This is a genomic window from Ruegeria sp. HKCCD7181 (genome assembly GCF_057221055.1).
The window spans coordinates 542,286-567,410 of sequence record NZ_JBWVBC010000002.1; the positions used below are offsets into that span (position 1 = coordinate 542,286).

At 56.3% G+C, this 25,125-nt stretch carries 25 protein-coding genes; 9 read left to right on the plus strand and 16 right to left on the minus strand.

Translation table 11 applies throughout. The features are described 5' to 3' along the window. Window positions 1–44: 44 nt before the first annotated feature. Entirely contained in the window at window positions 45–956 is a 912-nt protein-coding gene (thyX, locus tag AC2TCY_RS06225) for an FAD-dependent thymidylate synthase (protein WP_480846230.1), read from the minus strand. A gap of 178 nt (window positions 957–1,134) precedes the next feature. On the opposite strand from thyX, the gene AC2TCY_RS06230 reads away from it, so the two are divergent. Genes AC2TCY_RS06230 through AC2TCY_RS06240 form a run of 3 tightly spaced genes read left to right on the plus strand, consistent with a single transcriptional unit; the run spans window position 1,135 to window position 2,983 of the window. Next, window positions 1,135–1,563 carry a VOC family protein gene (locus AC2TCY_RS06230; RefSeq protein WP_480846231.1) on the plus strand — a complete coding sequence of 143 codons (429 nt, stop codon included), beginning with the start codon at window positions 1,135–1,137 and terminating at the stop codon, window positions 1,561–1,563. After that, window positions 1,530–2,264: a DUF1194 domain-containing protein gene (locus AC2TCY_RS06235; protein WP_480846233.1), complete on the plus strand. Its 735-nt coding sequence runs from the start codon at window positions 1,530–1,532 to the stop codon at window positions 2,262–2,264. Before AC2TCY_RS06230 ends, AC2TCY_RS06235 begins: the two co-directional genes overlap by 34 nt. Next, window positions 2,261–2,983 (plus strand): DUF1194 domain-containing protein, encoded by a 723-nt coding sequence (locus AC2TCY_RS06240; RefSeq protein ID WP_480846234.1) that lies wholly within the window; start codon window positions 2,261–2,263, stop codon window positions 2,981–2,983. Before AC2TCY_RS06235 ends, AC2TCY_RS06240 begins: the two co-directional genes overlap by 4 nt. Window positions 2,984–2,986: 3 nt before the next feature. Here the strand turns inward: AC2TCY_RS06240 and AC2TCY_RS06245 are convergent, their stop codons facing one another. From AC2TCY_RS06245 to AC2TCY_RS06255, 3 genes are all read right to left on the minus strand, one after another. Further along, the gene (locus AC2TCY_RS06245) at window positions 2,987–3,484 is read right to left on the minus strand and encodes a MarR family winged helix-turn-helix transcriptional regulator (RefSeq protein ID WP_480846235.1); all 498 of its coding nucleotides are present in this window, start codon (window positions 3,482–3,484) and stop codon (window positions 2,987–2,989) included. A 77-nt stretch (window positions 3,485–3,561) separates the two neighbouring features. Further along, window positions 3,562–3,819, minus strand: coding sequence for a succinate dehydrogenase assembly factor 2 (locus AC2TCY_RS06250; RefSeq protein WP_480846237.1), 258 nt, complete (start codon window positions 3,817–3,819; stop codon window positions 3,562–3,564). Then, on the minus strand, window positions 3,816–4,208 hold the full coding sequence (locus AC2TCY_RS06255) for a helix-turn-helix domain-containing protein (protein WP_480846238.1): 393 nt from the start codon (window positions 4,206–4,208) through the stop codon (window positions 3,816–3,818). The genes AC2TCY_RS06250 and AC2TCY_RS06255 overlap by 4 nt, the downstream gene beginning before the upstream one ends. A 91-nt stretch (window positions 4,209–4,299) precedes the next feature. On the opposite strand from AC2TCY_RS06255, the gene AC2TCY_RS06260 reads away from it, so the two are divergent. Then, window positions 4,300–5,502: a pyridoxal phosphate-dependent aminotransferase gene (locus AC2TCY_RS06260; protein WP_480846368.1), complete on the plus strand. Its 1,203-nt coding sequence runs from the start codon at window positions 4,300–4,302 to the stop codon at window positions 5,500–5,502. Window positions 5,503–5,516: 14 nt separating this feature from the next. Next, complete coding sequence (locus AC2TCY_RS06265; protein ID WP_480846240.1) at window positions 5,517–5,918, plus strand: hypothetical protein; 402 nt, start codon at window positions 5,517–5,519, stop codon at window positions 5,916–5,918. A 12-nt stretch (window positions 5,919–5,930) separates the two neighbouring features. Here AC2TCY_RS06265 and AC2TCY_RS06270 read toward each other — a convergent pair whose 3' ends face one another. Continuing rightward, window positions 5,931–7,295 (minus strand): MATE family efflux transporter, encoded by a 1,365-nt coding sequence (locus tag AC2TCY_RS06270; protein WP_480846241.1) that lies wholly within the window; start codon window positions 7,293–7,295, stop codon window positions 5,931–5,933. Window positions 7,296–7,545: 250 nt separating this feature from the next. Then, window positions 7,546–8,154 carry a carboxymuconolactone decarboxylase family protein gene (locus AC2TCY_RS06275; protein ID WP_480846242.1) on the minus strand — a complete coding sequence of 203 codons (609 nt, stop codon included), beginning with the start codon at window positions 8,152–8,154 and terminating at the stop codon, window positions 7,546–7,548. A gap of 152 nt (window positions 8,155–8,306) precedes the next feature. Between AC2TCY_RS06275 and AC2TCY_RS06280 the strand changes: the two genes are divergently transcribed. The 4 genes from AC2TCY_RS06280 to AC2TCY_RS06295 all read left to right on the plus strand — a co-directional run bounded on the left by AC2TCY_RS06280 (window position 8,307) and on the right by AC2TCY_RS06295 (window position 13,616). Beyond that, window positions 8,307–9,173 (plus strand): methyltransferase family protein, encoded by an 867-nt coding sequence (locus AC2TCY_RS06280; protein ID WP_480846243.1) that lies wholly within the window; start codon window positions 8,307–8,309, stop codon window positions 9,171–9,173. 9 nt (window positions 9,174–9,182) lie between these two features. Next, window positions 9,183–10,034 carry a sterol desaturase family protein gene (locus AC2TCY_RS06285; protein WP_480846244.1) on the plus strand — a complete coding sequence of 284 codons (852 nt, stop codon included), beginning with the start codon at window positions 9,183–9,185 and terminating at the stop codon, window positions 10,032–10,034. 372 nt (window positions 10,035–10,406) lie between these two features. Beyond that, window positions 10,407–12,365, plus strand: a complete 1,959-nt coding sequence (gene parE, locus AC2TCY_RS06290; protein ID WP_480846246.1) for a DNA topoisomerase IV subunit B — start codon at window positions 10,407–10,409, stop codon at window positions 12,363–12,365. A gap of 969 nt (window positions 12,366–13,334) precedes the next feature. Then, entirely contained in the window at window positions 13,335–13,616 is a 282-nt protein-coding gene (locus tag AC2TCY_RS06295; protein ID WP_480846247.1) for a hypothetical protein, read from the plus strand. Between the two features lie 21 nt (window positions 13,617–13,637). Here AC2TCY_RS06295 and AC2TCY_RS06300 read toward each other — a convergent pair whose 3' ends face one another. The 10 genes from AC2TCY_RS06300 to AC2TCY_RS06345 form a co-directional block, all read right to left on the minus strand. Beyond that, complete coding sequence (locus tag AC2TCY_RS06300; RefSeq protein WP_480846248.1) at window positions 13,638–14,408, minus strand: alpha/beta hydrolase; 771 nt, start codon at window positions 14,406–14,408, stop codon at window positions 13,638–13,640. 82 nt (window positions 14,409–14,490) lie between these two features. After that, complete coding sequence (locus AC2TCY_RS06305; protein WP_480846249.1) at window positions 14,491–15,330, minus strand: EamA family transporter; 840 nt, start codon at window positions 15,328–15,330, stop codon at window positions 14,491–14,493. A 74-nt stretch (window positions 15,331–15,404) separates the two neighbouring features. After that, window positions 15,405–16,550, minus strand: a complete 1,146-nt coding sequence (locus AC2TCY_RS06310) for an iron-containing alcohol dehydrogenase (protein WP_480846250.1) — start codon at window positions 16,548–16,550, stop codon at window positions 15,405–15,407. Beyond that, entirely contained in the window at window positions 16,547–17,929 is a 1,383-nt protein-coding gene (locus AC2TCY_RS06315) for an aldehyde dehydrogenase family protein (RefSeq protein WP_480846251.1), read from the minus strand. Before AC2TCY_RS06315 ends, AC2TCY_RS06310 begins: the two co-directional genes overlap by 4 nt. Before the next feature lie 91 nt (window positions 17,930–18,020). Continuing rightward, complete coding sequence (locus tag AC2TCY_RS06320) at window positions 18,021–19,382, minus strand: glutamine synthetase family protein (protein WP_480846253.1); 1,362 nt, start codon at window positions 19,380–19,382, stop codon at window positions 18,021–18,023. Between the two features lie 56 nt (window positions 19,383–19,438). Beyond that, window positions 19,439–21,124 (minus strand): Na/Pi cotransporter family protein, encoded by a 1,686-nt coding sequence (locus tag AC2TCY_RS06325; protein WP_480846255.1) that lies wholly within the window; start codon window positions 21,122–21,124, stop codon window positions 19,439–19,441. Between the two features lie 147 nt (window positions 21,125–21,271). Beyond that, entirely contained in the window at window positions 21,272–22,306 is a 1,035-nt protein-coding gene (locus AC2TCY_RS06330) for a TRAP transporter substrate-binding protein (protein ID WP_480846256.1), read from the minus strand. Between the two features lie 51 nt (window positions 22,307–22,357). Next, entirely contained in the window at window positions 22,358–23,677 is a 1,320-nt protein-coding gene (locus tag AC2TCY_RS06335) for a TRAP transporter large permease (protein WP_480846257.1), read from the minus strand. Next, entirely contained in the window at window positions 23,674–24,258 is a 585-nt protein-coding gene (locus tag AC2TCY_RS06340; protein WP_480846258.1) for a TRAP transporter small permease subunit, read from the minus strand. The genes AC2TCY_RS06335 and AC2TCY_RS06340 overlap by 4 nt, the downstream gene beginning before the upstream one ends. Further along, window positions 24,255–25,031 (minus strand): N-formylglutamate amidohydrolase, encoded by a 777-nt coding sequence (locus tag AC2TCY_RS06345; RefSeq protein ID WP_480846259.1) that lies wholly within the window; start codon window positions 25,029–25,031, stop codon window positions 24,255–24,257. The genes AC2TCY_RS06340 and AC2TCY_RS06345 overlap by 4 nt, the downstream gene beginning before the upstream one ends. Window positions 25,032–25,125: the final 94 nt, after the last annotated feature.

Genomic DNA, 25,125 nt, shown 5'->3' on the forward strand with positions numbered 1-25,125 from the left:
GTAACAGATCCATGACGGGACGTATAGACAATTGATATGCGAATTCAGCCCTCGCGGATCACGTCCTGAAACTCGCGCCACTCTCGAGCGGTGAGGCCAGAGGTCTCTTGCGTAACCGCTTCTCCGGCCAGCATCCGACGCATACAGCTTACCATTTGTGCGGACAAATTGACTGCGCCCAGCCGGTAATCTTCGAACGCGCGATAGGCGAAGGGAAGCCAATCAGCCACGATCTTGCACATGGTTTCGGCATACACCCGGATTTCATATTGGGCATGCGGGTCGGCACGCAGACGCAGGAAGTGGAACAGGTTGTGCAAATCCACTTTCCAATACCATTGCGTGTAGATATTTGCCGGCAGGTTCATACGCGCCAGTTCCCGGGCCAGTCCCTGCTGTCCGTCCTGATCAATCATCGCCTCGTAATTGTCATAGCACCGCGCACTGTCAGCCTTAAGAATATCGAGAACGCGAGCCGCCTCTTCTCCCTGCAGAGCGTCACCACGACCTTGGTTGTTGACCTCGGACTGGGCGGCCACATGCTCGGGCGCGGGAATATAGAATTCGCGATCCAGGATCGAATAGCGGGCCGAGTATTCGTTCACATTTGCCGTCCGATGGCGTATCCACTGACGCGCCACAAAGACGGGCAACTTAACGTGCAATTTGACTTCGCACATCTCGAACGGTGTCGAATGCCAATGCCGCATCAGGTAGCGGATCAACCCTTCGTCATTCTGCACCGACTTGGTGCCCTTGCCGTAAGACACGCGCGCCGCCTGGCAGATCGCGGCATCATCACCCATATAGTCGATCACCCGGACAAAGCCGTGGTCCAGGACCTGATGCGCCGTATAAAGGTGATCTTCCATACCTTTAGCAACAACACGGCGGGTCGAGTTGGACTGCGCACGTTGCGCTTCGATCTCGGCCAGTTGGTCGGCAGACAGCGGCATGAAATTATCCTTTCCAGAAATGAGTCGCCCGCCACTATATCTCGTTGAACACCCCACCGGAACCGCGAGATGTGCGGCGTAGCGCGCAATTTCCGAATTGTGTCCTACCTGCCCTCTCGACATGGCAAGCCTGCGCGCTAAGCTGCTGAACATCACAATCAATGCAAGGAAAGTCGCGATGGGGCTGACATATCTTCACACCATGGTCCGCGTGAAGGATCTGGAGAAATCCATAGCGTTCTACGAACTGCTGGGCCTGAAGGAAACCCGGCGGTACGACAGTGAGGCCGCGCGCTTTACCCTGGTGTTTCTGGCCCCTCCAGGTCAGGAAGATGCGCCGATCGAGTTGACATACAACTGGGATGGTGACGACGAATTGCCCAGCGACAGCCGTCATTTCGGGCACCTCGCCTACGGCGTCGACAATATCTACGACACCTGCCAGCACCTTCAGGACAATGGTGTTGTCATCAACCGCCCGCCGCGCGACGGACGCATGGCTTTTGTCCGGTCACCGGACAATATCTCGGTCGAACTGCTGCAAAACGGCGCGGCCCTGGAACCGGCCGAACCATGGGCCAGCATGGAAAGCACCGGCACCTGGTGATCCGCTGGCTGGCATCCTTTGGGCTGGCCGTAATGGCCGGCCCTATTCAGGCTGAAACCTGTCGTCTCGCTCTCGCTCTAGCAATAGACATTTCAACCTCGGTCGACGCTAATGAGGATATGTTACAGCGGCAGGGTCTTGCGGCAGCACTGATCGCGCCTGAGGTTCGAGAGGCATTTTTTTCATCCCCGTCGCCTGTTGCTCTGGCGGTCTATGAATGGAGTGGACGCGAAGTCCAGCGGACTATTCTCGACTGGAAGATGATTGACGACGACTACGACCTGATCCATGCATCTTCACTCATTTCGCAATCCGTCCGCTCGGACAGCGGTTCAGCTACGGCAATGGGATATGCTCTGGCATTTGGCGCCACCCTGATGCAGCAGGCACCCAATTGCCTTTTTCAAACCATAGATCTGTCTGGGGATGGATCGAACAACGATGGTTATGGACCACGCATAGCCTACAAGCACTTTCCATTTGACGACATTGTCGTGAACGGCCTGGTCATCAATGCTGCCGATTTTGAGGGCGAGCTGTATTTGATCCCGTTCTTCGAAAACAATGTGTTGCGCGGCCCCGGTGCGTTTCTGGAAATCGCAGATGGGTTCGATGAATTCGAGCGCGCCATGCGCAGGAAACTGGAACGGGAACTAAACGCGATTGAATTGAGTGCAATACCGCCAGGTCATCCAAATTGATACGGTTTCTCGCCCTTCTTTTTTTCAGTCTGATGGTTTGTCCGGTTTGGGCCGAATGCCGACAGGCACTGGCCTTGGGACTGGATGTGTCTGGATCGGTCGACAGTCAGGAATACCGCCTGCAACTCGATGGGTTAGCGGCCGCTTTACGCCGCCCTGAGGTTCAGCAATTGATCGTATCTGGATCCGACGCACCCGTTCGTCTCGCAGTTTTTGAGTGGAGCGAAACTGGACATCAGCGCATCCTTGTAAACTGGACAGAAATCGTTTCTGCGTCGGAGTTGCAGGGGGTCGCCCAACATCTGAACTCGGTAACGCGGTCTGCAGCCCCACAGGGCACTGCTGTTGGCTCTGCGATGGTGTTTGGGGCTGAGCTTTTGGCCGGACAATCCGATTGCTGGAAGCGCACGTTGGATCTGTCCGGCGACGGCAAGCACAATCTTGGGCCCCATCCACGCGACGTCAAAAAGACCTTGAACCGATCTGGCATCACGATCAACGGGTTGGTGATCGGTGCCGATGACCCGTCACACGGCGATAAACGATACGTCCAGGTCGGTGAATTGTCTGCCTATTACAATGCATGGGTCATTTTGGGTCCAGGAGCCTTTGTCGAGGTCGCCTTGGGTTTTGAAGCGTATGAAGACGCAATGACGCGCAAGCTGATTAAAGAGTTGGAAGGGCTAGTCCTATCGGAACTCAGCCCGAAGGCGCGATGAAACTCAATAAATATACCTGATCTGGTCGGTCCAATATCTTTCCACGCGACGCAGCGATCCAGTGATATCCTCAATCCCTTCGATGCCCAGAACGCCCCGGCTTTGCAGGCCCTCTGCGTGGCGGGCAAACAGATCGGATACGATATCCCGGATTTCCCGCCCGCGCGGTGTAAGCCGGACGCGAACCGAACGCCTGTCGATCTCACAACGCTGATGGTGCATGTACCCCATCTCGACCAGCTTCTTGAGATTGTAGCTGACGTTGCTGCCCTGATAGTATCCGCGGCTTTTCAACTCTCCTGCGGTGACTTCATGATCACCGATATTGAACAGCAGCAGAGCCTGCACCGCGTTGATTTCCAGAACACCAACGCGTTCGAACTCGTCCTTTATGACGTCCAGCAGCAACCTGTGCAGGCGCTCGACCAGCGCCAAAGCCTCTAGGTAGCTGGACATGTACCCCTTTATCCCCTGCGCGGAGACCTGCATTTCCAAACTCATACGATCCTCCGATTCATCGCGCCGTTGCAGACAAGATGACGCGAATTCCCGAAAAATCGGTTAAGCCGAATTTTAGTCTATTTTTGAAAGGTTTCCGCGATTTCAGCGATCAGCTCTGCAAAGGGCTCTGGTGCAGCAGCCTGACCTGTAACCCATTGATAAAGGTCCTGATCGTTTTCGTGCAACAGCGCGTCGTAAGTATCCAACTGGGCCAGATCCATCGTGTTCAGATTGCGATCGGCATAAGCAGACAGGATCAGATCCATTTCCTTGATCCCACGCCGCATTGAACGCATTTTCATGCGTTTAATCCGCGTTTCGCGCGGCTCGGTCATTCGCTTTCTTCCAGTTTTTGGCGTAAAGCTTTTTCAACGCGCGCCAACCGTTCGGAGCTGGCACGCATTTCCCCCCGAATGGAACGCATCTCGGCAACCAGAGGCGCCAGGTCAGTATTTCCGTCACTGATCGCATTCGGGGCATCCGTGCCCTCACCCTCGCCTGTGAGCAACCACATGATCGAGACGTTGAGCATACCGGCCATCATCGAAAGCTTGTTTGCCCGGGGTTCAGACACATCATCTTCCCATCCGACGACGGTTGCTTTCTTGACGCCCAGGCGACGGGCCAACTGTGTCTGCGTCATTCCTGTGGCCTCACGCGCGCCCGCTACACGATCCCCGAATGTCGCCGCGTTCGGCCCGAACCAGTCCGTTTCGTCGTTCATTGGGGTCTCCTGCACATGTAGCCTGTATGACTTGATCGTATTTCTGGCGCACCCTATGACAGTCCGGACCAACTTACAAACCGAGGCCGCCATGACCTTCCTGTCTGCGACACTGTCGCGCGTCAAACCCTCTCCGACGATTGCCATGACCGCGAAAGCAGCCGAGTTGAAAGCGGCAGGGCGCGATGTTATCGGTCTGAGCGCAGGTGAGCCGGATTTCGACACTCCCCAGAACATCAAGGACGCCGCCGTAGCGGCAATCGCGGCTGGCAAAACGAAGTACACTGCACCCGACGGCATTCCCGAGCTGAAACAGGCGGCTTGCGCCAAGATGAAGCGTGATCACGGGTTGGATTACACACCTGCCCAGATTTCCGTCGGAACGGGTGGCAAGCAGACGTTGTACAATGCCCTGATGGCAACGATGAATGACGGTGACGAAGTCGTCATCCCTGCGCCCTACTGGGTCAGCTATCCAGATATGGTATTGCTGGCCGGGGGGACTCCGGTCGTGGTTGAAACCACTCTGGAAAACAATTTCAAGCTGACACCTGAGCAATTAGAGGCGGCGATCACGCCCAAAACCAAGTGGTTCATTTTCAATTCGCCCTCCAACCCGACAGGAGCCGGATACAGCCGAGACGAACTGAAGGCGCTTACCGAGGTCCTGATACGTCATCCACATGTCTGGATAATGTCTGATGATATGTACGAGCATCTGGCCTATGACGGATTTGAATTCTGCACGCCCGCCGAGGTCGAACCCCGGCTCTATGACCGGACGCTCACCTGCAATGGCGTGTCCAAAGCATATGCCATGACCGGCTGGCGCATTGGATATGCAGCCGGCCCGGTCGAGATCATCGCGGCGATGCGCAAGATCCAGTCGCAATCGACGTCGAACCCCTGCTCGGTTAGCCAATGGGCCGCGGTCGAGGCGCTGAATGGCACGCAGGCGTTTCTGGCCCCCAACGCGGACATTTTCAAACGCCGTCGCGACCTGGTTGTCGAAATGCTAAACCGGATTGAAGGCATTACCTGCGCTACACCAGAAGGCGCTTTTTATGTCTATCCCTCCATCGCTGGCCTGATCGGCAAGACGACGCCCGCTGGAACCATCATCGATTCGGATGAAACCTTCGCCAACGCACTTCTGGAAGAGGCAGATGTGGCTATAGTCTTTGGCGCGGCCTTTGGTCTGTCGCCCAATTTCCGGGTCAGCTATGCAACTTCCGATGAGGCGTTGAAAGAGGCTTGCACCCGTATCCAACGGTTTTGCGCCGAATTGACCTGACCACGGAGGAACACATGACTGCAGAACTGCCTGAGTTTTACTTTCGCGTGCGCGAGAATGGTGCAGCCGTGTTCAGGGTCGATACAGAAAACCGTCAGCAGCGGATCGAATTGAACCAGATTGCCGTTCTCAACATCCGCAATGGAGAGGTCAAACCTCACGGACAACATGTTCTGACGTCGGCCGAATCCGCAGAGATCGCCCGTTGGATGGACGAGCGCAGAACCCTGTTGGAAATGCGGGACATCGATGACATTCATCGCGCGGTGGATCACCTGAACCGGACAACTCAATGGGCACAGTCCAAGGCTTCGGACAATCAACTGGAGGACGTCACTGACCGGCTGTTGATGGCAATGCACGACCTACGCACTGTGTTGGTTCGCAAAAAGGCTGATCGTTTGAATAAAGACTGAGACGGGATCGAGTTATTCCGCAGGAACGGGAATTCCGCGAACGGACCTCAACCAGAAACGAGCCATGAGCAATACCGCCGCAAAGGCGAGGCCAAGGACAAGGCCCAACCAGACACCGATCCCGCCCATTTCCTGGACAAATCCAAAGAAATAAGAAGCTGTAATTCCTACGCCCCAATAGCTGAGCGCAGCCATGACCAATGGTATCTTTGCGTCCTGCAGGCCGCGCAACAGACCCAGTGCAATGACCTGTGCGCCGTCTACCAACTGAAACAGAGCAGCCATTGCCAGAAGGCCGGTCCCGATCGCCAAGATCAGTGGACGCTGTGGATTATCTGACTCGATAAACAGCGAAATCAGCGGCTCGGCGCAAGTCAGGAACAACACGATCGCCATAAAGGACATCACCAAAGACATACCTGTAACAGCGATCGCCCCTTTTTCCAGATGCGCTCGGTCACGCCGGCCCAGAGCATTGCCCGCCCGGATCGTTGCCACATTGGAAAGGCCGAGATGTACCATGAACGTCGCAGACGCAAGGGTCATCGCAATTCCGTGTGCTGCCAGTGGCACTTGCCCCAGCCAGCCCATCATCACGGCGGAGGTCGCGAACAACGACACTTCGGCCAAAGTCGTCAGACCGATCGGAATACCCAGCCGCAATACGCTGAAAAACATTTCCCAGTCCGGGCGCCAGAAACGTTGGAACAGACTGTGCTCGGGCAATGCGCGAACCGCGTAGATCACCACACATATCAGCGAGACAACCTGCGTCACGACTGAAGCAATAGCCGCACCGGCGGCCCCTAATTCGGGCGCACCCCAGTTACCAAAGATCAGAGCGTAATTGGTAACCCCATTAACCAGCGCGGCCAGCACAGTGATCCATAAGACAATCTGCGTCCGCTCCAGCGCTGCCAGATAAGACTTCAGCACCATCACCAGCAATGCTGGAAACAACCCCCATCCGGCGATCCTCAGATATTCCGATGCAGTTTCAGCAACTTGCGGCTCTTGCTTCAACCCGATCAGAATCGGGTAGGACCACCACAGCAGTGGCATCATCACAGTCGCATAAAGCAAGGACAGCCACAGCCCCATTCGTGTCGAGCGTCGAATGCTGGTCTCATCTTCTTCCGCGGCAGAGGTGGCGACCATTGGCATGACGGCCAATCCGAAACCTGCGCCGAATAGAAACAAAACAAAGAAATAGCTGCTGGCAAGCGTCACGGCGGCCAGCGCCTCGACACCGTACCAACCCAGCATGATGGTATCGGTCAACCCGATCGCAAACTGCGCGAGATGCCCACCGATTAGCGGCAGCCCCAGCACAGCTATGGCTCGAAAATGAGCCGGATATGTCATCACCTTGTTCATCCCGCCAGCCTTAGGGCCGCCAATTGCCCGAGACAAGAGAAGATCTGATTTATTTCAAAGTGAGACTTATGCCATCGGAGAGCCAATATATGCCGAGTTCCATCTCACAACACGAACCGACAATCCACGCGATCCGGTGCCATGCGAAAACAGCGCGCACCATTCATCCAGCTTCAAGCGTACTTCAGAAGGGAAACTCGCTCACCAGTCACACACCATGCTTCCGCCTCGACCGGCCAGTTTTCTGCCTTCAGCGATGCCCCCAATCTTCGGGGTTATCCGAATTGTTGGGAGACAAGCCCAATATGTCCCCTTTGGTTGAACACCCCAATCCCAACACGGTACGGTTTGCGTAAGAAAAATAGGAACACACTTGATTGATCTCGAGGATCTCACCGTCATCCCAACCCGCATCACGAAGAGCCTGAACGTCCGATTCAGTCAGATCCGCCGGTGCTTCTGTCAACTTTCGTGCATATTCCATCGCAGCAATTTGCGCCGTATCCAATGGCGCCTCGCACGGTTCACGGTGCTCAATCGCTGTTCGAATGGCGTTACCGCGCTCCTTGTCGCCCAGCAATCGTTGCAGCCCGTTGAAATGGTGTTCGACACAGTACTCGCACCGGTTCAGCGCGCTGACCCAAACGCCCAAAACCTCGAGAAACCACTTTGGGACCTGATTGGCAGAATGATGTAAGACGTTTTTATACATCCCCATATGGCCTTCCATCGAATGTGGGCGCAGAGAATGCACCATCATGATGTTGTCCACATTGCCGCCCGGGCCTGTGACCCGGTCATAGAGTTTTCTTAGCTTGCCCGTTGCCTCTTCAAACGGAATGGTCTTGATCCAGCTCATCGGGTCTCCTTCCTTTGCCTCTGAAAGACATTTTTGTCAGGTCAAAGGTGACCTGGGTCTTCTTCCAGCTTCTATCAACACTTCACCGGCTTCAGGCCGGGACGGAGTTTACCGAACCCTCGAAGCGAAGGCATGTCGCTGCAGAAGCTGTGTTGGATACGATCCAATTCGCACAATTAAACCCTGTCAATCAATATGATACCGGCGCAGGGAAATTGGCGCCTCGCGCGCTGTGCAATCGCATCCCAGAACGTCTCTTTTCATGGCGCGAAACGAAAATCGGGCTTCAATCGCAACAATGCCGAGAAACAAATTGCACCATAATCCAGCGCCATAAATCGAACAAATTTCTGCGGCAGGTAACGAGCCAACGGCACTTTTTGAGCGAAAGCACACAAATGTTTACAGAATTTCTTCGTCAACGACCAACGTTCCTGGATACGTTTGAGAAATATCTGTTGTGCGTCGTATTCTCATTTTTTGCCTACAGAATGGTTAACGGATACCTCGAGACGGGCTCTACTGTCACGCTGTTCTACCTTGCAGACCAACTCATCGTGATGATGTTCATCCTTTTGAGAAGAAGCACCGAAGCAATCAGTACGCGCGTGGATGATTGGTTGATAGGTTTTGCCGGAACGTTTCTTGCCTTGCTTTTTGGCCCCACGAGCGGCAATCCAATCGTGGATCCGACCGTAGTCACAGGACTATTGATTGTTGGCCTAGCTATCCACGTCACCGCGAAACTAACGCTGAGGCGTAGTTTCGGCGTCGTCGCCGCCAATCGCGGCGTCAAAGCGTCCGGAGTTTATAAGCTAGTCAGGCATCCAATGTATACGGGTTACATGATCTCACAAGCGGGGCTTTTGCTGGCAGGGCCGACTGTCAACAACGCGATCGTGCTTGGCCTGTGCTGGGGCCTCTTCTTTTGGCGCATTCGTGCCGAAGAGCGGCTCCTGGGAACTGATCCGGCATATTCGGAACTCGCCCGACACAGACTTCTTCCTGGAATCTACTAGAGGCCTGACATGATCCTCGAATGGTTTGATATCCGCTCATTCCTTCTGTTCCTTCTGGTGTTCGTACCGCTGGAACATGTGCTGCCCATCCACGAAAAGGCCAAGTTCTTCAGACGCGGTTGGTCCACGGATGTTCTGCACTTCTTCTTCTCTGGCATAGTAATACGGATCGGCCTTTTTGGCGTTATCTATGCCGCATTTCTGTTCGGGACCGCAGCGCTTCCCAACTCTTGGCAGGAATCCGTTCGCGGTCTTCCCTTGTTGGTGCAAATCCCTGCGGTCATTATCATCGCCGACCTCGGATTCTATTTGTCCCATCGTCTTATGCACACGGTCCCTATTCTTTGGCGGTTTCACGCCGTACACCACAGCAGCGAAGAACTGGATTGGCTGGCCGCCTATCGGGTTCACCCGGTCGATCAGGTCATAGTTAAAGGGACATCCCTTGTTCCGATCTTTGTGCTTGGGTTCTCGGAAGCTGCAATAATAGTTTCGGGAGTGATCTACCAATGGCATGCACTTCTGCTGCATTCCAACATCCGGGTGCATTTTGGGCCGCTGAAGTGGTTTTTCGCATCGCCTCAGTTTCATCACTGGCATCACTCGAACCACCGCGAAGCCTATGACAAGAATTTTGCTGGTCAGCTTTCCTTTTGGGACATCGTTTTCGGAACGGCCCACATGCCTGAACATATGCCAGAGCGTTACGGCGTCGACGAAGAGATTCCAGAAAACTATGTGGGGCAGCTCGTGTATCCGTTCAAAAAACCCCAGGACGCCGGTGTGGAAACAGAGCCTAGCCCAACAGTTGACCGGTCGCGAGCCTCCTCTGTTAACAACGGCCCGGTGGAGTCGCACTAAACCAGTTCACCGCGCATCCTGACTAGGTTGTGCGGCTGACCTTTCTTTCGAATTCCTGCGACATACTTGGAACTTACGGGCACAATTTCCAGGTACATGCTGTCTCACGTTTCCAAATCACTTAAGACCTGTTTCACAAGGCTGAGAATCCAATCAGAATGGCTTGAGCCGGAAAATTCACTGTACAATAATTGGCATCTGCGGTGCGAAGCTTCTGATCAAGGAGCTGGGGGACTAAATACTCTTTGACAGCAAGGTCTTTCACGCGGCAAAGCATTTCGCTGCTGGTTCTCCACAACACCTCGCGCCCCTCTTCCCCCGGACCACATCACCTGCCATAATAGGGGAAACTCAAAAACAAGAGCAGCACCCATGCCCGACGATCTGTTGACGCCTAGCGCCACCGCCGCCTATGACGCCTCTTCTATTGAGGTGCTTGAAGGGCTGGAACCGGTCCGCAAACGCCCCGGCATGTATATCGGCGGCACCGATGAGCGTGCACTGCATCATATGGTGGCCGAAATCCTCGATAACTCGATGGATGAGGCCGTCGCCGGTCACGCCAATCGGATCGAGGTGGAATTGCACGAAGACTATGCCCTGACCGTGCGTGACAACGGCCGCGGTATTCCGATCGACCCGCATCCAAAGTTCCCGGACAAATCCGCGCTTGAGGTGATCCTGTGTACCCTGCACGCGGGCGGCAAGTTCTCGGGCAAAGCCTATCAGACCTCGGGCGGCCTGCACGGCGTGGGCGCCTCGGTCGTCAACGCGCTGTCGGATTCGATGGTCGTGCAGGTGGCCCGCGACAAACTGCTTTTCGAACAGCGGTTCTCGCGTGGAATTCCACAAGGCCCGGTCGAAAAAGTGGGCGCAGCGCCGAACCGGCGAGGCACAACCGTAACTTTCCATGCCGATGCTGAAATCTTCGGTCATCACAAGTTCAAACCGGCCCGTCTGTTCAAATCGATCCGTTCCAAAGCCTACCTGTTCTCGGGCGTGGAAATCCGCTGGAAGTCCGCCATCGATGACGGTGAGACCCCGACCGAGGCCAGCTTCCACTTCCCTGGCGGTCTGTCGGATTACCTAAAGGAAACGATGAACGGCTCGTCTACCTATGCCGATCAGCCCTTCGCTGGCACCGTGGACTTTCAGGAGAAATTCCGCACCCCCGGCAAGGTCGAATGGGCGATCAATTGGACGCCCTCGCGCGACGGGTTCATCCAGTCCTACTGTAACACCGTCCCTACGCCCGAAGGCGGGACGCATGTCGCAGGTTTCTGGGCCGCTGTCCTTAAGGGGATCAAAGCCTATGGCGAGTTGATCAACAACAAGAAGGCCGCGCAGATTACACGTGAAGATCTGATCACCGGCGGCTGCGCGCTGGTGTCGTGCTTTATCAGTGAGCCCGAGTTTGTCGGCCAGACCAAGGACCGCCTTGCCACGGTCGAAGCACAACGGCTGGTCGAAAACTCGGTCCGCGACCATTTCGACAACTGGCTGGCCGCAGACACGAAGTCCGCCGGCGCCATTCTCGACTTCCTCATCCTGAGGTCCGAGGAACGTCTGCGCAGACGGGCCGAGAAGGAAACACAACGCAAATCCGCCACTAAGAAACTTCGTCTTCCCGGCAAGCTGGTGGACTGCTCTAGTTCAACACGGGACGGCACGGAATTATTCATCGTCGAGGGCGATTCTGCGGGTGGTTCCGCAAAAATGGGTCGCAATCGTAAGACACAGGCCCTGCTGCCCCTGCGCGGCAAGATTCTGAACGTGTTGGGCGCGGCCAGTTCCAAGCTGGGCACCAATGCCGAGATCAGCGATTTGACTCAGGCGCTGGGTGTAGGGCTTGGCACCAAGTTCAACGTCGACGACCTGCGCTATGACAAGATCATCATCATGACGGATGCAGATGTGGACGGGGCGCATATCGCCTCGCTGCTGATGACGTTCTTCTTTACCCAGATGCGCCCGATGATCGACGCGGGCCACCTGTACCTCGCCTGCCCGCCTCTCTATCGCCTGACCCAAGGCGCCAAGCGCGTCTATTGTCTGGACGAGACCGAGCGCGACGAGTGGCTTGAGAAAGGTCTGGGCGGCAAGGGCAAGATCGACGTCTCGCGCTTCAAGGGTCTGGGCGAAATGGACGCCAAAGACCTGAAAGAGACCACGATGGACCCGGCCTCGCGCAAACTGATCCGCGTCACCATCGACGAGGACGAACCCGGCGAGACCGGCGATCTAGTCGAGCGCCTGATGGGCAAAAAACCCGAACTGCGGTTCCAGTACATTCAGGAGAACGCGCGGTTTGTTGAGGAGTTGGATGTTTAACCGCCTAGGTCTTCAGCGCCGGAATTTGGTGGATCGGATTCAGGGTGAGTCGATCTGGATGCGTATTTAATAGCGTGGAATAACTTCATGCGTTCTTGCCAGATCAAACCCTACCATCTGGAGAGCTCGCCTCGGATTTCCTGAAGATTGCCGTACGCTTGTTCCATTTCCAAAAGAGGTCACAAGATAATGAGATACAAAGCACCGCTTGCGAGACAGGGGCTTCTACCGATGGTTTCATTGCTATTATCCTTCAGTTTTGGATCTCAAGGATTTGCAGAAATGTACTTCCCAAGCCCGGATTTCCGAAAAAATGTGATTGGAGTATCTTCCTACGGTGAGGTCTTTTTTGATGATGGGCAAGCTTTTCGTCTGTGGGGGCTGCATCCAAATCCCGACCCACTGAAGGAATACATTGTCGGTAAGTATCTTGCTTGTGTGTCTGTTGGTGCCTTGACCGTCCGAGACAGTAGAAGTTCGCATACATCAAAAACCATTTTGTGCGCTTTTAGCGGCCCCAGCTTTGCTTCTCGGCACCTCAAATACCTCTCCCAAGACCTAATTCAGCGAGGGATAGCTACAGAACTATGTTCTGAAACAAGAGGCTATTTTGGACACTGTAATTAACGCCACTTGGGAACGGTATGATATGACCGCTCGGGATGTATTCGATGGGTACCCCTTATCTGCTATTACGACCCTGCGCGATGAAGAACGACCATAACCTCGAGGATTATTCAAATAATCTATCAGCCTATTGGGGGCGAGTGGGGCACGTGCATGACGCCTAGCATCACGCCTGTGGTAGTAGGTGAGGAACATCTCTACAAGCCGCACGCAAACACACCTCTTGCCTAACCCGTTGATCTCGTTCACACTTACCCTCAACCCGTCATCCAAGAACGAAATTTGAGGTTCCGAGCGTCCAAGACCCAATGAGACGAACAGATATTCGAACGGGAGGACGACATGAAAACACTAACCCTCGGGCTGGCTTTTGCCCTGCTGGCCAGCCAAGCAACCGCGCAACAGACACTGACCACTGCCTCTCCCATTCCGGACGGCGCCGAGACGCGGTTCTGCTATTACGACGGCATGGCCTATTCACAAGACTCCTTTGTCCTGTTGACCGGCGATAACACTGTCACCGAAACGGTCCGCACGATCCAGGAACGTCTGCTGCGCTGTCATCGCGAAAGCGACGGCACTCTGAAATGGAAACCGCAGAGCACCTTCTCGACCAATAACTGAGAGGATGGGCAGGTGGGCGCCCTAGCCTACCTTCTCGTCCAGCCAAACGGCAATCTGCCCGGCAGGTTTTTCCCAGCCGGGTTCCATGAACAGGAAATGCGCGTGATCTTCGGCGGCCATGAAGGTCGCGCGGTCTCCGTACAGCTTGGCCAGCGCGCGGCAGGTGTTGGGGTTCACGGCCCGATCTTCCGACCCCGAGACGATCAGAACAGGGCAGTCGACCTTGTCGATATCGACCTTCATCGCGTGGTGGTCGTCGAACATCCAAAAGAACATCTCGAACATCACCCGCCCGCTTTCGGCGCCCAGACGGTCGAATACCCCATGCTGTTGCGCCTCGGGCATTTTATTGAGCGCAAAGGGGGCCATCAGATCGAACTCGACCCGCATGGGCTGTTTCCAGAACGCTCCGCCCTCCATCAGTGCGCGCGGCACGGCGCGCTCGTCATCGGTTTCCGGCAGCGTGCCCCACGGCGCGTTGGGGTTGATCAGAACGATAGCGCTAGCCAACCCACGGGAAGCCACCTGCTGCGCCACCACACCCGCAATGGCGTGGCCCAGAATGACCGGCTTGCTGTCGAGTCCCTGAACGAAATCCGCAATATCATTGGCATAGTCCAGGACGCTGGTATTGGTCAGACCGGGATCAGGCTCGGCCTTTGGGTCTCCGTCGTGATAGCGCAGCGCCGGGGTGTGTACCGTCCAACCCCGGTTGCGGAAGAAACCCGCGTAACGCTCCATGCACCACGGCCCGGCAAAAGCGCCGTGGATCAGAACAATCTCTTTGGTCATGAAATGCGCTCCCTCGTCAGTCACACCTAATATGCGAGACGAAGGGCGCGATCAGCAAGGTTGCCTGTTGCGGACGCTGGTTTCAGACGGCCATACCGATCAGAGCGACTCCGACTGCCATCAATACCGCAGAACCCAGCCGCCGCATCCAATAGCCCTCTTTCAGGAAGACAAAGCCAATCAGAGCAGCAAAAACAACCGAGGTTTCCCTGAGCGCCGAAACTGCGCCCAGCGGGGCAAAGTTCTTAGCATAGAGCACCAGTCCATAGGCCGTCATTGACACCAGGCCACCCAGTATACCGAGCATCCACGTTTTGGCGGGAAGCGCGGCCAGAGTCTTCCCTTTCCGAATGCCGATGAACCCAGCGATGAACACGTGCAGGAACGCGCCCCAAGCCCAGTAACTGAGCGTGTTGCCGGACAGCCGCACGCCGACGCCATCAACGACCGAATAGATCGATATACAAAAGCCCGTGCCAAGAGCAAAACCAAAGGCCCAGAGCCCGACGCCAGACCGCAGGGCCTTCCAACTGCTCAGTTGGATGCCAACCGCGATCAACGCGATCCCGCCCCAGGCTTGCAACGGCAGCACTTCGCCCACCAACAGCAAAGCCCACAAAGCCACAAGCGCCGGTACAACGCCCCGGGCAATTGGGTAGACGACGCTTAGATCCCCATGCTGATACGCCTTGCCCAGCATGTAGTAATACCCGAAATGCACGACGGTCGAGATCAGGATATATGGAAAACTCTCCGCACTGGGCAGCGGCAGCAACAGAATCATGACCGTTGCAGGTATGACGTGACCCAACGCTACAAGACCCAGAGTCGTCGTCCGGTCGGCCGCGGTTTTGACAATCGCATTCCAAACCGCGTGCAGCAGCGCTGCCGTCAAAATGATGGCGATGACAAACGGTGTCACATCCGGACCTTTCGAGCAGAGAAAACCGGCCCAAAATGCGGGCCGGTGGCGTTACTTGCACAATGATCGGCTGATCACAATGCTGCCTTAAACAGCGTGGTCAGGTTTTCTTCGGTCAGTTCGATGGGATTACCGCCGCAAGACGGGTCGATGATCGCGCCCTTGACCAGTTCGGGGATTGCAGCTTCGGTGACGCTCAGATCAGAGAGCTTTAGTGGGATACCCATGCTGTCGTTGAGTTCCTGCACGAACGTGCGAAAGCCGTCGAACCCGCCGTCGATGCCCAGATAGGCCGCAGCCGATTGGAACCGGTCCGCGATGGCCGGCGCGTTGAACTCCAGCACTGTGGGCATGCACACCGCGTTGGTGGTGCCATGATGGGTGTTGAAGTGCGCACCTACGGGGTGGCTCATGGCGTGTATCGCGCCGAGGCCTTTCTGGAAGGCGGTCGCGCCCATCGCCGCGGCGCTCATCATCTGGGCGCGGGCCTCGATGTCCGTACCGTCGGCATAGGCGCGCGGCAGATACTCCTGGACCAGCCGCATTCCTTCCAGAGCAATCCCCTGGCTCATCGGGTGGTAATGCGGGCTGGAGAAGGCTTCGACGCAATGGGCGAACGCGTCCAGACCAGTACCTGCGGTGATGAACTTCGGCATACCCACGGTCAGTTCCGGGTCGCAGATCACCACCGTGGGCAGCACCTTGGGATGAAAGATGATCTTCTTGGCGTGTGTTTCGGAATTGGTGATGACGCTGGCGCGGCCCACCTCGGACCCGGTCCCGGCGGTTGTTGGCACCGCGATGATCGGCGCGATGGCATCGGCATCGGCGCGGGTCCACCAGTCGCCGATATCCTCAAAATCCCAGACCGAGCGCGTCTGACCGGCCATGAAGGCCACCATCTTGCCCAGATCCAGCCCCGAGCCGCCGCCGAAGGCAATCACACCGTCATGACCGCCAGCGTTATAAGCCGCAACACCGGCATCGAGGTTCTTCTCATTGGGGTTCGGGTCCACATCGGCGAACAGGCCGCGGCCCAGACCGGCGGCCTCGAGGATATCCAGCGTCGCCGTGGTGATCGGCAGATCGGCCAGCCCCCTGTCGGTGACCAGCAGGGGCTTTTTCATCCCCGCCGCCGCGCAGGCCTCGGGCAGCTCTTTGATGCGGCCGGCACCAAACTTGATTGCGGTCGGATAAGACCAGTTTCCAACAAGGCTCATGTTGTCACCTTTTTCAGATGGTAGGATTTAGGACGGGTCAGGTTGTGATAGCCGATGACGGACAGACCGCCGCCGCGCCCGGTATTCTTGCATCCGGTCCAGCACAGCCCCGGGTCCAGATAATCGGCGCGGTTCATGAACACGGTGCCGGTCTCGATCGCATCACCCACTCGCGCCGCACGATCCACATCGCGGGTCCAGAGCGAGGCAGTCAGGCCAAACTCGCTGTCATTCATCAGTGCTATAGCCTCGTCATCCGAAGACACTTTCATGATGCCCACGACGGGGCCAAAGCTCTCGTCCCGCATCACCCGCATATCGTGGGTCAAGTTGGTCAGGACTTGCGGTGTCAGGTAGGCGCCGCCATCATCTTCGGCGAAAGTATCGATCTGCGCCACCGCTCCGGCTTCAATCGCCTCGGCTATCTGCGCCCGCACTTCATTGGCAAAACGCACATTTGCCATCGGGCCAATCGTCGTCTCCGCTTCCAGCGGGTTGCCCAGCTTGTATCCCTTCACGATCTCCACCGCCTTGGCGACAAAGTCGTCAAAGAGGCTTTCGTGCACATAAATCCGCTCGATCCCGCAACAACACTGACCCGCGTTGAACATCGCTCCGTCGATCAGCGTTTCGACCGCCGCGTCCAGGTCGGCATCCTCCATCACATAGCCGGGATCTTTGCCGCCCAATTCGGTACCTACACCGGTGAAGGTGCCCGCCGCGGCACGTTCCATCGCCTGACCACCGCCGACAGAGCCGGTAAAATTCACGAAGTTGAACGCCTTGCCCGCGATCAGGTCATTGGTCACGTCATGGCTCAGAAAGACGTTCTGGAACACATCGTCGGGCACACCCGCCGCATGGAAAGCCTGCGCCATGCGCTCACCCACCAGCAGGGTCTGCGTGGCATGTTTCAGGATCACCGTATTGCCCGCGATCAGCGCCGGGGCCACCGTGTTGATCGCCGTCATATAGGGATAGTTCCAGGGTGCCACCACAAAGACCACCCCATGCGGAATGCGCTTGATATAGCGTTTGAACGTCTCGTCCTCACCCACCTCGATATCGGCCAGAGATGTCTCGGCAATCGTCGCCATATGGCTCGCGCGCTCGTTGAAGCCGCCGAACTCACCGCCATAACGCACCGGTCGGCCCATCATATGCGCCAGTTCCGGTACAATCTCGTCGTTCATCGCTCCCACGGCGGCCACACCCGCCATCACGAGATCAATACGCTCTTGCAACGGTCGCGCCGCCCAGCCCGACTGCGCCGCCCGCGCACGCTCCGCAACCTCAAATGCCGCCGCGCGCGACAGTGTTTCGCGTTCTGCATAAACCGATCCGTCGATCGGTGAGATGCATTTCAGTGTCTGGCTCATGCCATCAACTCCACATTGAGGGCGTCCGCGCCCTGCTTCCTCTTTCCAAAAGTAACCGGGGGTGTGAGAGGCCGACCTCTCACTCTGTCCGTTATGCCCGCTCGAACCCGCGGGCCACTTCCCAATCTGTCACTACACGCTCGAACTCTTCGATCTCGACCTCGGCCGCACGGGCGTAGTGATCGACCACTTCATCCCCCATGGCCGCCCGCAACATGGCCGAACCAAGCAGCGCATCGCGCGCCGCGCGCAGATTGCCCGGAATCATGCCGCTCTCGCCCTGATAGACATCGCCGGTGGTGGGCGGCTGCAACTCCAGCCCCTCTTCAATGCCCGCGATCCCTGCCGCCAGCATCCCGGCCATCGCCAGGTAAGGGTTCATGTCGGAACCTGGTATGCGGCACTCGACACGAACCGCCTTGGTGCCATCACCGCACAACCGGTATCCAGCGGTGCGATTGTCCACCGACCAGATGATCCGCGTCGGCGCGAAGGTGCCTTTCATGAAGCGCTTGTAGCTGTTGATGTAAGGCGCCATGAAAGCGGTGTAATCGGGGGCGTATTTCAGCAAACCGGCCATGTAGCTTTTCATCAGTGCCGACATGCCCAGCTCGTCATTCGCGTCATAGAATGCAGGCTTGCCATCGGCCCATAGTGACTGATGCACATGGGACGAGCTGCCCACCTTGTCATGGTGCCATTTCGGCAGGAATGTCGCGGCATGGCCGTGCTGCCATGCAATCTCCTTGATCGCGTTTTTGGCGATCGAATGATACTCGGCGGTGTCCATCGCCGCGGCGTATTTGATGTTGAGCTCTTCCTGCCCGGTCTCGGCCTCGCCCTTGGAGTTCTCGACCGGAATCCCCGCATTCCACAGATGGTTGCGGATTGGGCGCATCACATGCTCTTCCTTGGTGGTCTGCAGGATGTGATAGTCTTCGTTATACCCCGAGATCGGCTCCAGATCGCGGAACCCCTCCTTGCGGATCGCATCGAAGCTCTTCTCAAACAGGAAAAACTCCAGCTCGGTCGCGGTCATCGCGTCATAGCCCATCGCTTTCAGGCGGCCCACCTGTTTCTTCAGGATCGAACGCGGCGCATGGGGCACTTCCTCATGCGTGTGATGATCCAGCACATCACACATCACCATCACCGTGCCCTCGAGCCAAGGAACCGGGCGCAATGTGTCCAGATCAGGTTTCATGACATAGTCGCCATAACCCCGTTCCCAACTGGTCGAGGCATACCCATCAGGCGTCGCCATCTCCAGATCCGTCGCCAGCAGATAGTTGCAGCAATGCGTCTCTTCCCACGCTCCCGCCACAAAATGACCCGCATGAAACCGCTTGCCCATCAAACGACCCTGCATGTCAACCATGCAGACCAATACAGTGTCGATATCACCTGCGTCGACCTTGGCCTTCAGATCGGCCAATACAGCGTTCTTGCCCATCGTAGTCATCCTTTGTTACCCCGAGTTATCCCGGTCTCGGTTTCCCCTGTTCACCGTCAATCTTCAGCCGCTTCTTTTTCCATTTCCATAACCAGACGCGTCTCCAGAACCTGTCCGCTCCGGTAAAGGATCGGATAAGCTATTGCGGCCACATGCCCGTGCAAATCACGCATCGAACGCAATGTTTCCAAGTGCAGATCGCTGGATTGGAAGCTCTCTGTCTGGCCACGCTCCAGCCGTTTGAGGTGGGCCTTGCGGCTATCGCGGGACAACCGTTTGACCTCGGCCTTGTCCAGAACCAACCGGCGGGCACAGTCCATATCGTCGACTAGAAGCACATGGCGCGCCAGAGAGAAGCTCTCGAGTATCGTGCCATGAAGGTCTTTCAGCTCTTTCCAGCCCTGCGCTGAAAACTCCGTACGATCCGTGTGTTTGATCTGTGCCGTGCGCGTCATGCGGTTCGACACCACGTCACCCGCGGCTTCAAGGCGGATGGCGTATTCCACCAGCCCGCGGGCGGTCTTGATCTGCGCCTTGCTCATGTTCTGCCTTGGCATCCGTGCGACAAACCGGCGGATCTCGGTCAGTTGCGCGTTGACCCTTTCATCCTGCTGCCAAAGGGCCGAGATCGCATCGTTGTCGTCCTGTTCATAGATATCCAAAACCGGGCGGAACATTCGCTCGACCTGCGTAACCATCTGCAGCAGTTCGTGACGCACGGATGACATCGCCACGCTGGCACCGGATGCGCTGGGATCGCCAAGCGGGCTGAGAGCGCCCGAAAACTGATCCAGCGGGTTTTTTTCGGTCTCCGGCTCAGGCAGGATCACCGACATTGGCTTTTCCATCCACGAGACAAATCCAGTGGCCAGCAAAAAGACCGCAAGGTTAAATCCGATATGTGACAGGATCAGGGACTGCCCTGCACTGGCCACCATCAACGCCTGTTCCGCGCCAGATACATTGACAACAATCAGCAATAGCAAGGCTGCGCTGCCGCGCAGAAAAAGGTTGGCCAGCGGTATGCGCCGGGCCGAAATCGTCATATCCCGCGTCAACCAGATCGGGATAAAGGCCGAACCCAGATTGGCCCCCAGCACCAATGACAGACCAGCCGCGAATGGTATCGCTCCGATCTGTACCAGCGTGACACACATCAGAATGGTGGCGACCGAGCTGTGCATGACAAATGCCAGAACCGCGCCAACGATAAAGGCGCTGAAGTAGTCACTTTCGAGATAGCCAGCAATTGCTGGCAAAAAGGTGCTTTCACGGATTGGTTCAACGGCGTCTCGAAGAAACTGCAGCGAGATTAGGATGAACGCGACACCCACGATGATCCGCCCCATCAGACGTACATTCGCACGGTCCGATTTGAGATACAGCCAGCCCCCCAACCCCAGCAACATGGGTTGCAACCATCCCAGATCGTAAGACAGGACCTGAATGACCAGAGCCGAGCCGAGATCAGCCCCCAAAACACCCGCAAGAGCCATGCCAAAGCTGACCATTCCTGCAGCGGCAAACCCGGTCAGCAATACTGCGACTGCAGCCGAACTTTGCAAGATCGTGGCCAGAACCATCCCGGCACCACCTGCGACAAAGCTGTTAGAGTGCTGCGTCAGGATTGATTGAAACAAGGCACCGAACCGCCGCTCGATCCCGGTACGCACCAAACGCACGGCAAAGAGCAGCAACATGGTCGCTGCAAAGATCTCAATCAAAAAGCTTGCGATGGCCATCTACTTACACCTCGATAACCCGCGAAACGCCGAAAAACGTCCGGGCTTTGTTTTTTGCTTTCTGAAAGATTAACAGCATACGAGGTGTTGGTTCCTGTTGTCCAATCCCGACGCAAGTTCGTAGTCTTGCGTCGGGATCTTATGTTATTAGCCGTAGCGGTAGGGCCGTCCGGCCTGTTGCATGACTTCGTTGTATTTTTTGAAGATTTCGACCACTTTCGCCTTCGTTGGGCTTTCGGCGGCGATCTCGTCCCAGAATTTCACAGCAGCCTGTTCGACCTGTGCCCATTCTTCATCAGGGATTGTCGTCAGCTGCATCTTGTCCCCATTGACACGCAGGCTGGCTTCGCCTCCCCAATACCACCACTGGCGATAGTAATGCGACTGATCACAGCAGACCTTGAAGAGGGTTTGCAGATCTTCAGGAAGCTCGTTCCAGCGGTCCATATTGGCAAAGAAATGCCCGGCCCAAGCACCCGAAACGTTGTTGGTAAGGAAGTAGTTGGTCACATCCGCCCAGCCGACGGTGTAATCCTCGGTGATGCCGGACCAAGCGATACCATCCAGCTCTCCGGTTTGTACGGCGACCTCGATATCTTCCCACGGCAGAGTGACAGGAACCACTCCGAACTGGCTGAGGAACCGGCCCGCGGTTGGGAAGGTGAAGATGCGTTTGCCCTTAAGGTCGGCCAGCGAGTTGATCGGGTCCTTGGTGGCGAAGTGGCAGGGATCCCAGGCCCCCGCGCTGATATGTTTGACGCCAACCTTGGAGTATTCCTCATCCCAGATCTCGTTCAGGCCGTATTGGTTGAACAGCACCGGTACATCCAGCGAATAGCGCGACGCAAATGGGAAGTAGCCGCCGAAAACGGTAACTTCGGTCGGAGAGGCCATCGAGTCATCGTCCGACTGAACCGCGTCGATCGTCCCCTTCTGCATGGCGCGGAACAGCTCTCCGGTGGGTACAAGCTGGTCGGCGTAAAACAGCTCGATCTGCATACGATCGCCAGCGATCTGGTTGAACATTTTGATGGCTGGATCAATCACGTGTTCGGCCAGTGCCGGGCCGGCATAGGTTTGCATACGCCACGTGATCGTGTTTTGCGCCAATGCTGGCGTCGCCAGCGGTGCAGCTGCAACGCCGACCCCTGCCGTTTTCAAAAACTTACGTCTTGTTGTCATGTCTAATTCCTCTCCGTTAAAGTTAGCGTGCCCGTTTGGTGGGCCTTCTTATTAGTTTCCATAGATATAGCCGGGCAGCCAAAGGGCGATTTCCGGGAAAACCATGATGATCACCAGGGCCAGGACCATCACTGCTACAAAGGGAAAGATCGAACGATAGATGTCCCGCAGACTGATTTCCGGTGGCGCCATTGCGCGCATCAGGAACAGGTTATAGCCGAAAGGCGGCGTCATATACGCGATCTGTGTGGTGATCGTGTAAAGCACGCCGTACCAGATCAAATCAAAGCCCAGCGCGCCAACCAATGGCACATAAAGCGGGGCCACGATGACCAGCATCGCCGTGTCATCAAGGAACGTGCCCATAACGATGAAGCTGAGTTGCATCAGGATCAAAATCATCCATGGCGACAGGCCCAGCTGTTCGGTGAACAGATTGTCGATGGCCTTTACCGCACCCAACCCGTCAAATACGGCTCCGAAACCGAGTGCGGCCAGAATGATCCACATGAACATGCAGGATATCGCCAGCGTCTGCTTGGTGCAGTCCTCGAAAATCTTCCACGTCATCCGGCGTTTGATGACCGAGACAACCAATGCAGTCAGCGCGCCAATGGCCGAGCTTTCCACCAGCGAAGTCCACCCGTTCACGAATGGCACCATCATTGCGGCGAAGATGATCAATGGCAGCGCCCCTGCGCCCAGCAACCTGATTTTCTCGGCTCGGGGGACTTCGTGCGCGTCTTCCATTGCGGGGCCAAGCTGTGGCTGAATGCGGCAACGTATCCAGATGTACAGAATAAACAACGCTGCCATCAGCAGTCCGGGCAGAATGCCGGCCAACCAGAGCTGCCCAACCGGCTGGCGTGCGATCATGGCATACAGAACCAGAACCACCGAAGGCGGAACCAGAATTCCCAAACTGGACCCCGCCTGAATGACGCCGGTTACCATGGTTTTGTCGTAGCCGCGTCGTAGCAACTCGGGCAAAGCAATCGTTGCACCGATGGCCATCCCGGCAACGCTGAGGCCGTTCATAGCAGAAACCAGAACCATCAACCCGATGGTGCCAATCGCCAGACCGCCATTTACCGGCCCCATCCAGACATGGAACATCCGATAAAGGTCATCGGCCAGACGGCTTTCGCTGAGGACATAACCCATGAAAATGAACATCGGCAGCGTTAGCAGGGGATACCATTTCATCAGCTTCATCGCTGCCGAGAACGTGATATCCTGCCCGCCCGTTCCCCAAAGTGCCAGCGCGGCAATCGTGGCCACAGCTCCGATCGCGCCAAAGACACGCTGTCCCGTGAACAGCATCAGCATCATCAATGCGAACATGAAGATGGCAATATATTCCTGGCTCATGCCCGACGGACCCCGATTTCTTGCCCTTTGATCCGGGCTACGTCTTTGAAAAATTCTGAAATCGCCTGCAGCAACATCAGGAAGAAGCCGAAAACCATGATCGCCTTGATCGGCCAGATGTACGGCCGCCACGCCGTCGATGAGCGTTCAAGCCGGCCAATTTCTTCGCCGCCCGTCAGAAGCCCGGTAAAATACGAAACCGGTTCATCGCCCCAATAACCCAGACTATAAGCAGTTGAGCCCAGCCCTCCGTAGAACAGCACGCCAAGATACAGGATCAGAAGAAGCACCGTGAAGGCATCAAACCACGCTTTCCGGCGGGGGCTCCAGTTATGATAGAACAGGTCCATGCGAACATTCGAACCCAACTGGATCGAATACGGCCCGCCAATGATATAATAGGTCACCATCGCGAACTGTGCCATTTCCAGCGTCCAGAGTGATGGCAGGAAGAAGGTCTTTGAGATCGAAGACCATAGAAGGATACCCATCATCACGAACAGGCCCCACATCATGGCCCGACCAATCCGGTAGTTGATTGCGTCCACGACATGTACGTATCCGGCCATCATCCTGATCATGCGAGCCCCCTTTCGTGGAGTGCCGCCAAAGTTCTTTCGATCCAGGGCGCCAGCCAATCAGCCATCGTCTGTTGCTGCTCGGGCGTTTGGACCAGGTCATTCCGGATTTCGATCATCACGTTCAGCAAGCCGTTGGGAAAGGCCTGTACATCCAATGTATGAGCAACCCCGTCCGCAGCCGAGTAGGGTTCGTTCAGACGTGTGACAAAGGGCAATTGAGCTGGCGCCATGGTCAGCATCGTTTCGGCAAAACGGCCGTCAGTGCCGTGCAGCAATCCCAGTTCGACACTGCGATTTTGGCCACGATAAACCGGGGTGAAACTGTGTACTGTGACCATAAGGTCCAGCGTTTCGTGGTGCATAGCGATTTCGTTCGACAAAGCCGCCGCAAATGGGGTGTAAACTTGCTCGATCCGCTCTGCCCGCTCATCGGCCGTCAGTTCAGCGTTCGCAGGGATCGATATATTCTCACTGCGCGCCGGCATGGCGTCCAAAGCTTCCGGAGGGCGGTTGCAGTCATAAACCAACCGCGACACGCCGCCAAAAATCAGTGACGCCGACATCTGGTCTGCAATCGCCTTGGCCACCGGCAACGCGCCCGGATCCCAGGCAATATGGCTTTGCAACGCGTCGCGGCTTAAACCCATGTCGCCCAAAAAACCCGGAATCCGGTTTGAGGCATGTTCGCAAACCACAAGCACCGAAGGCCCGCCGCTGGCCTGCGCCTTGTGAACAACCGGCCCAAAGTCGAGTTTGCTGTCTTGTGATTCCATGTGGGAAAATCTCCACACTCACCATTCACCTGTCAATATTTTTCCTGTACAAAATTCAACAGGCTTGAACGAGACGTCAAAATTTACACAACTT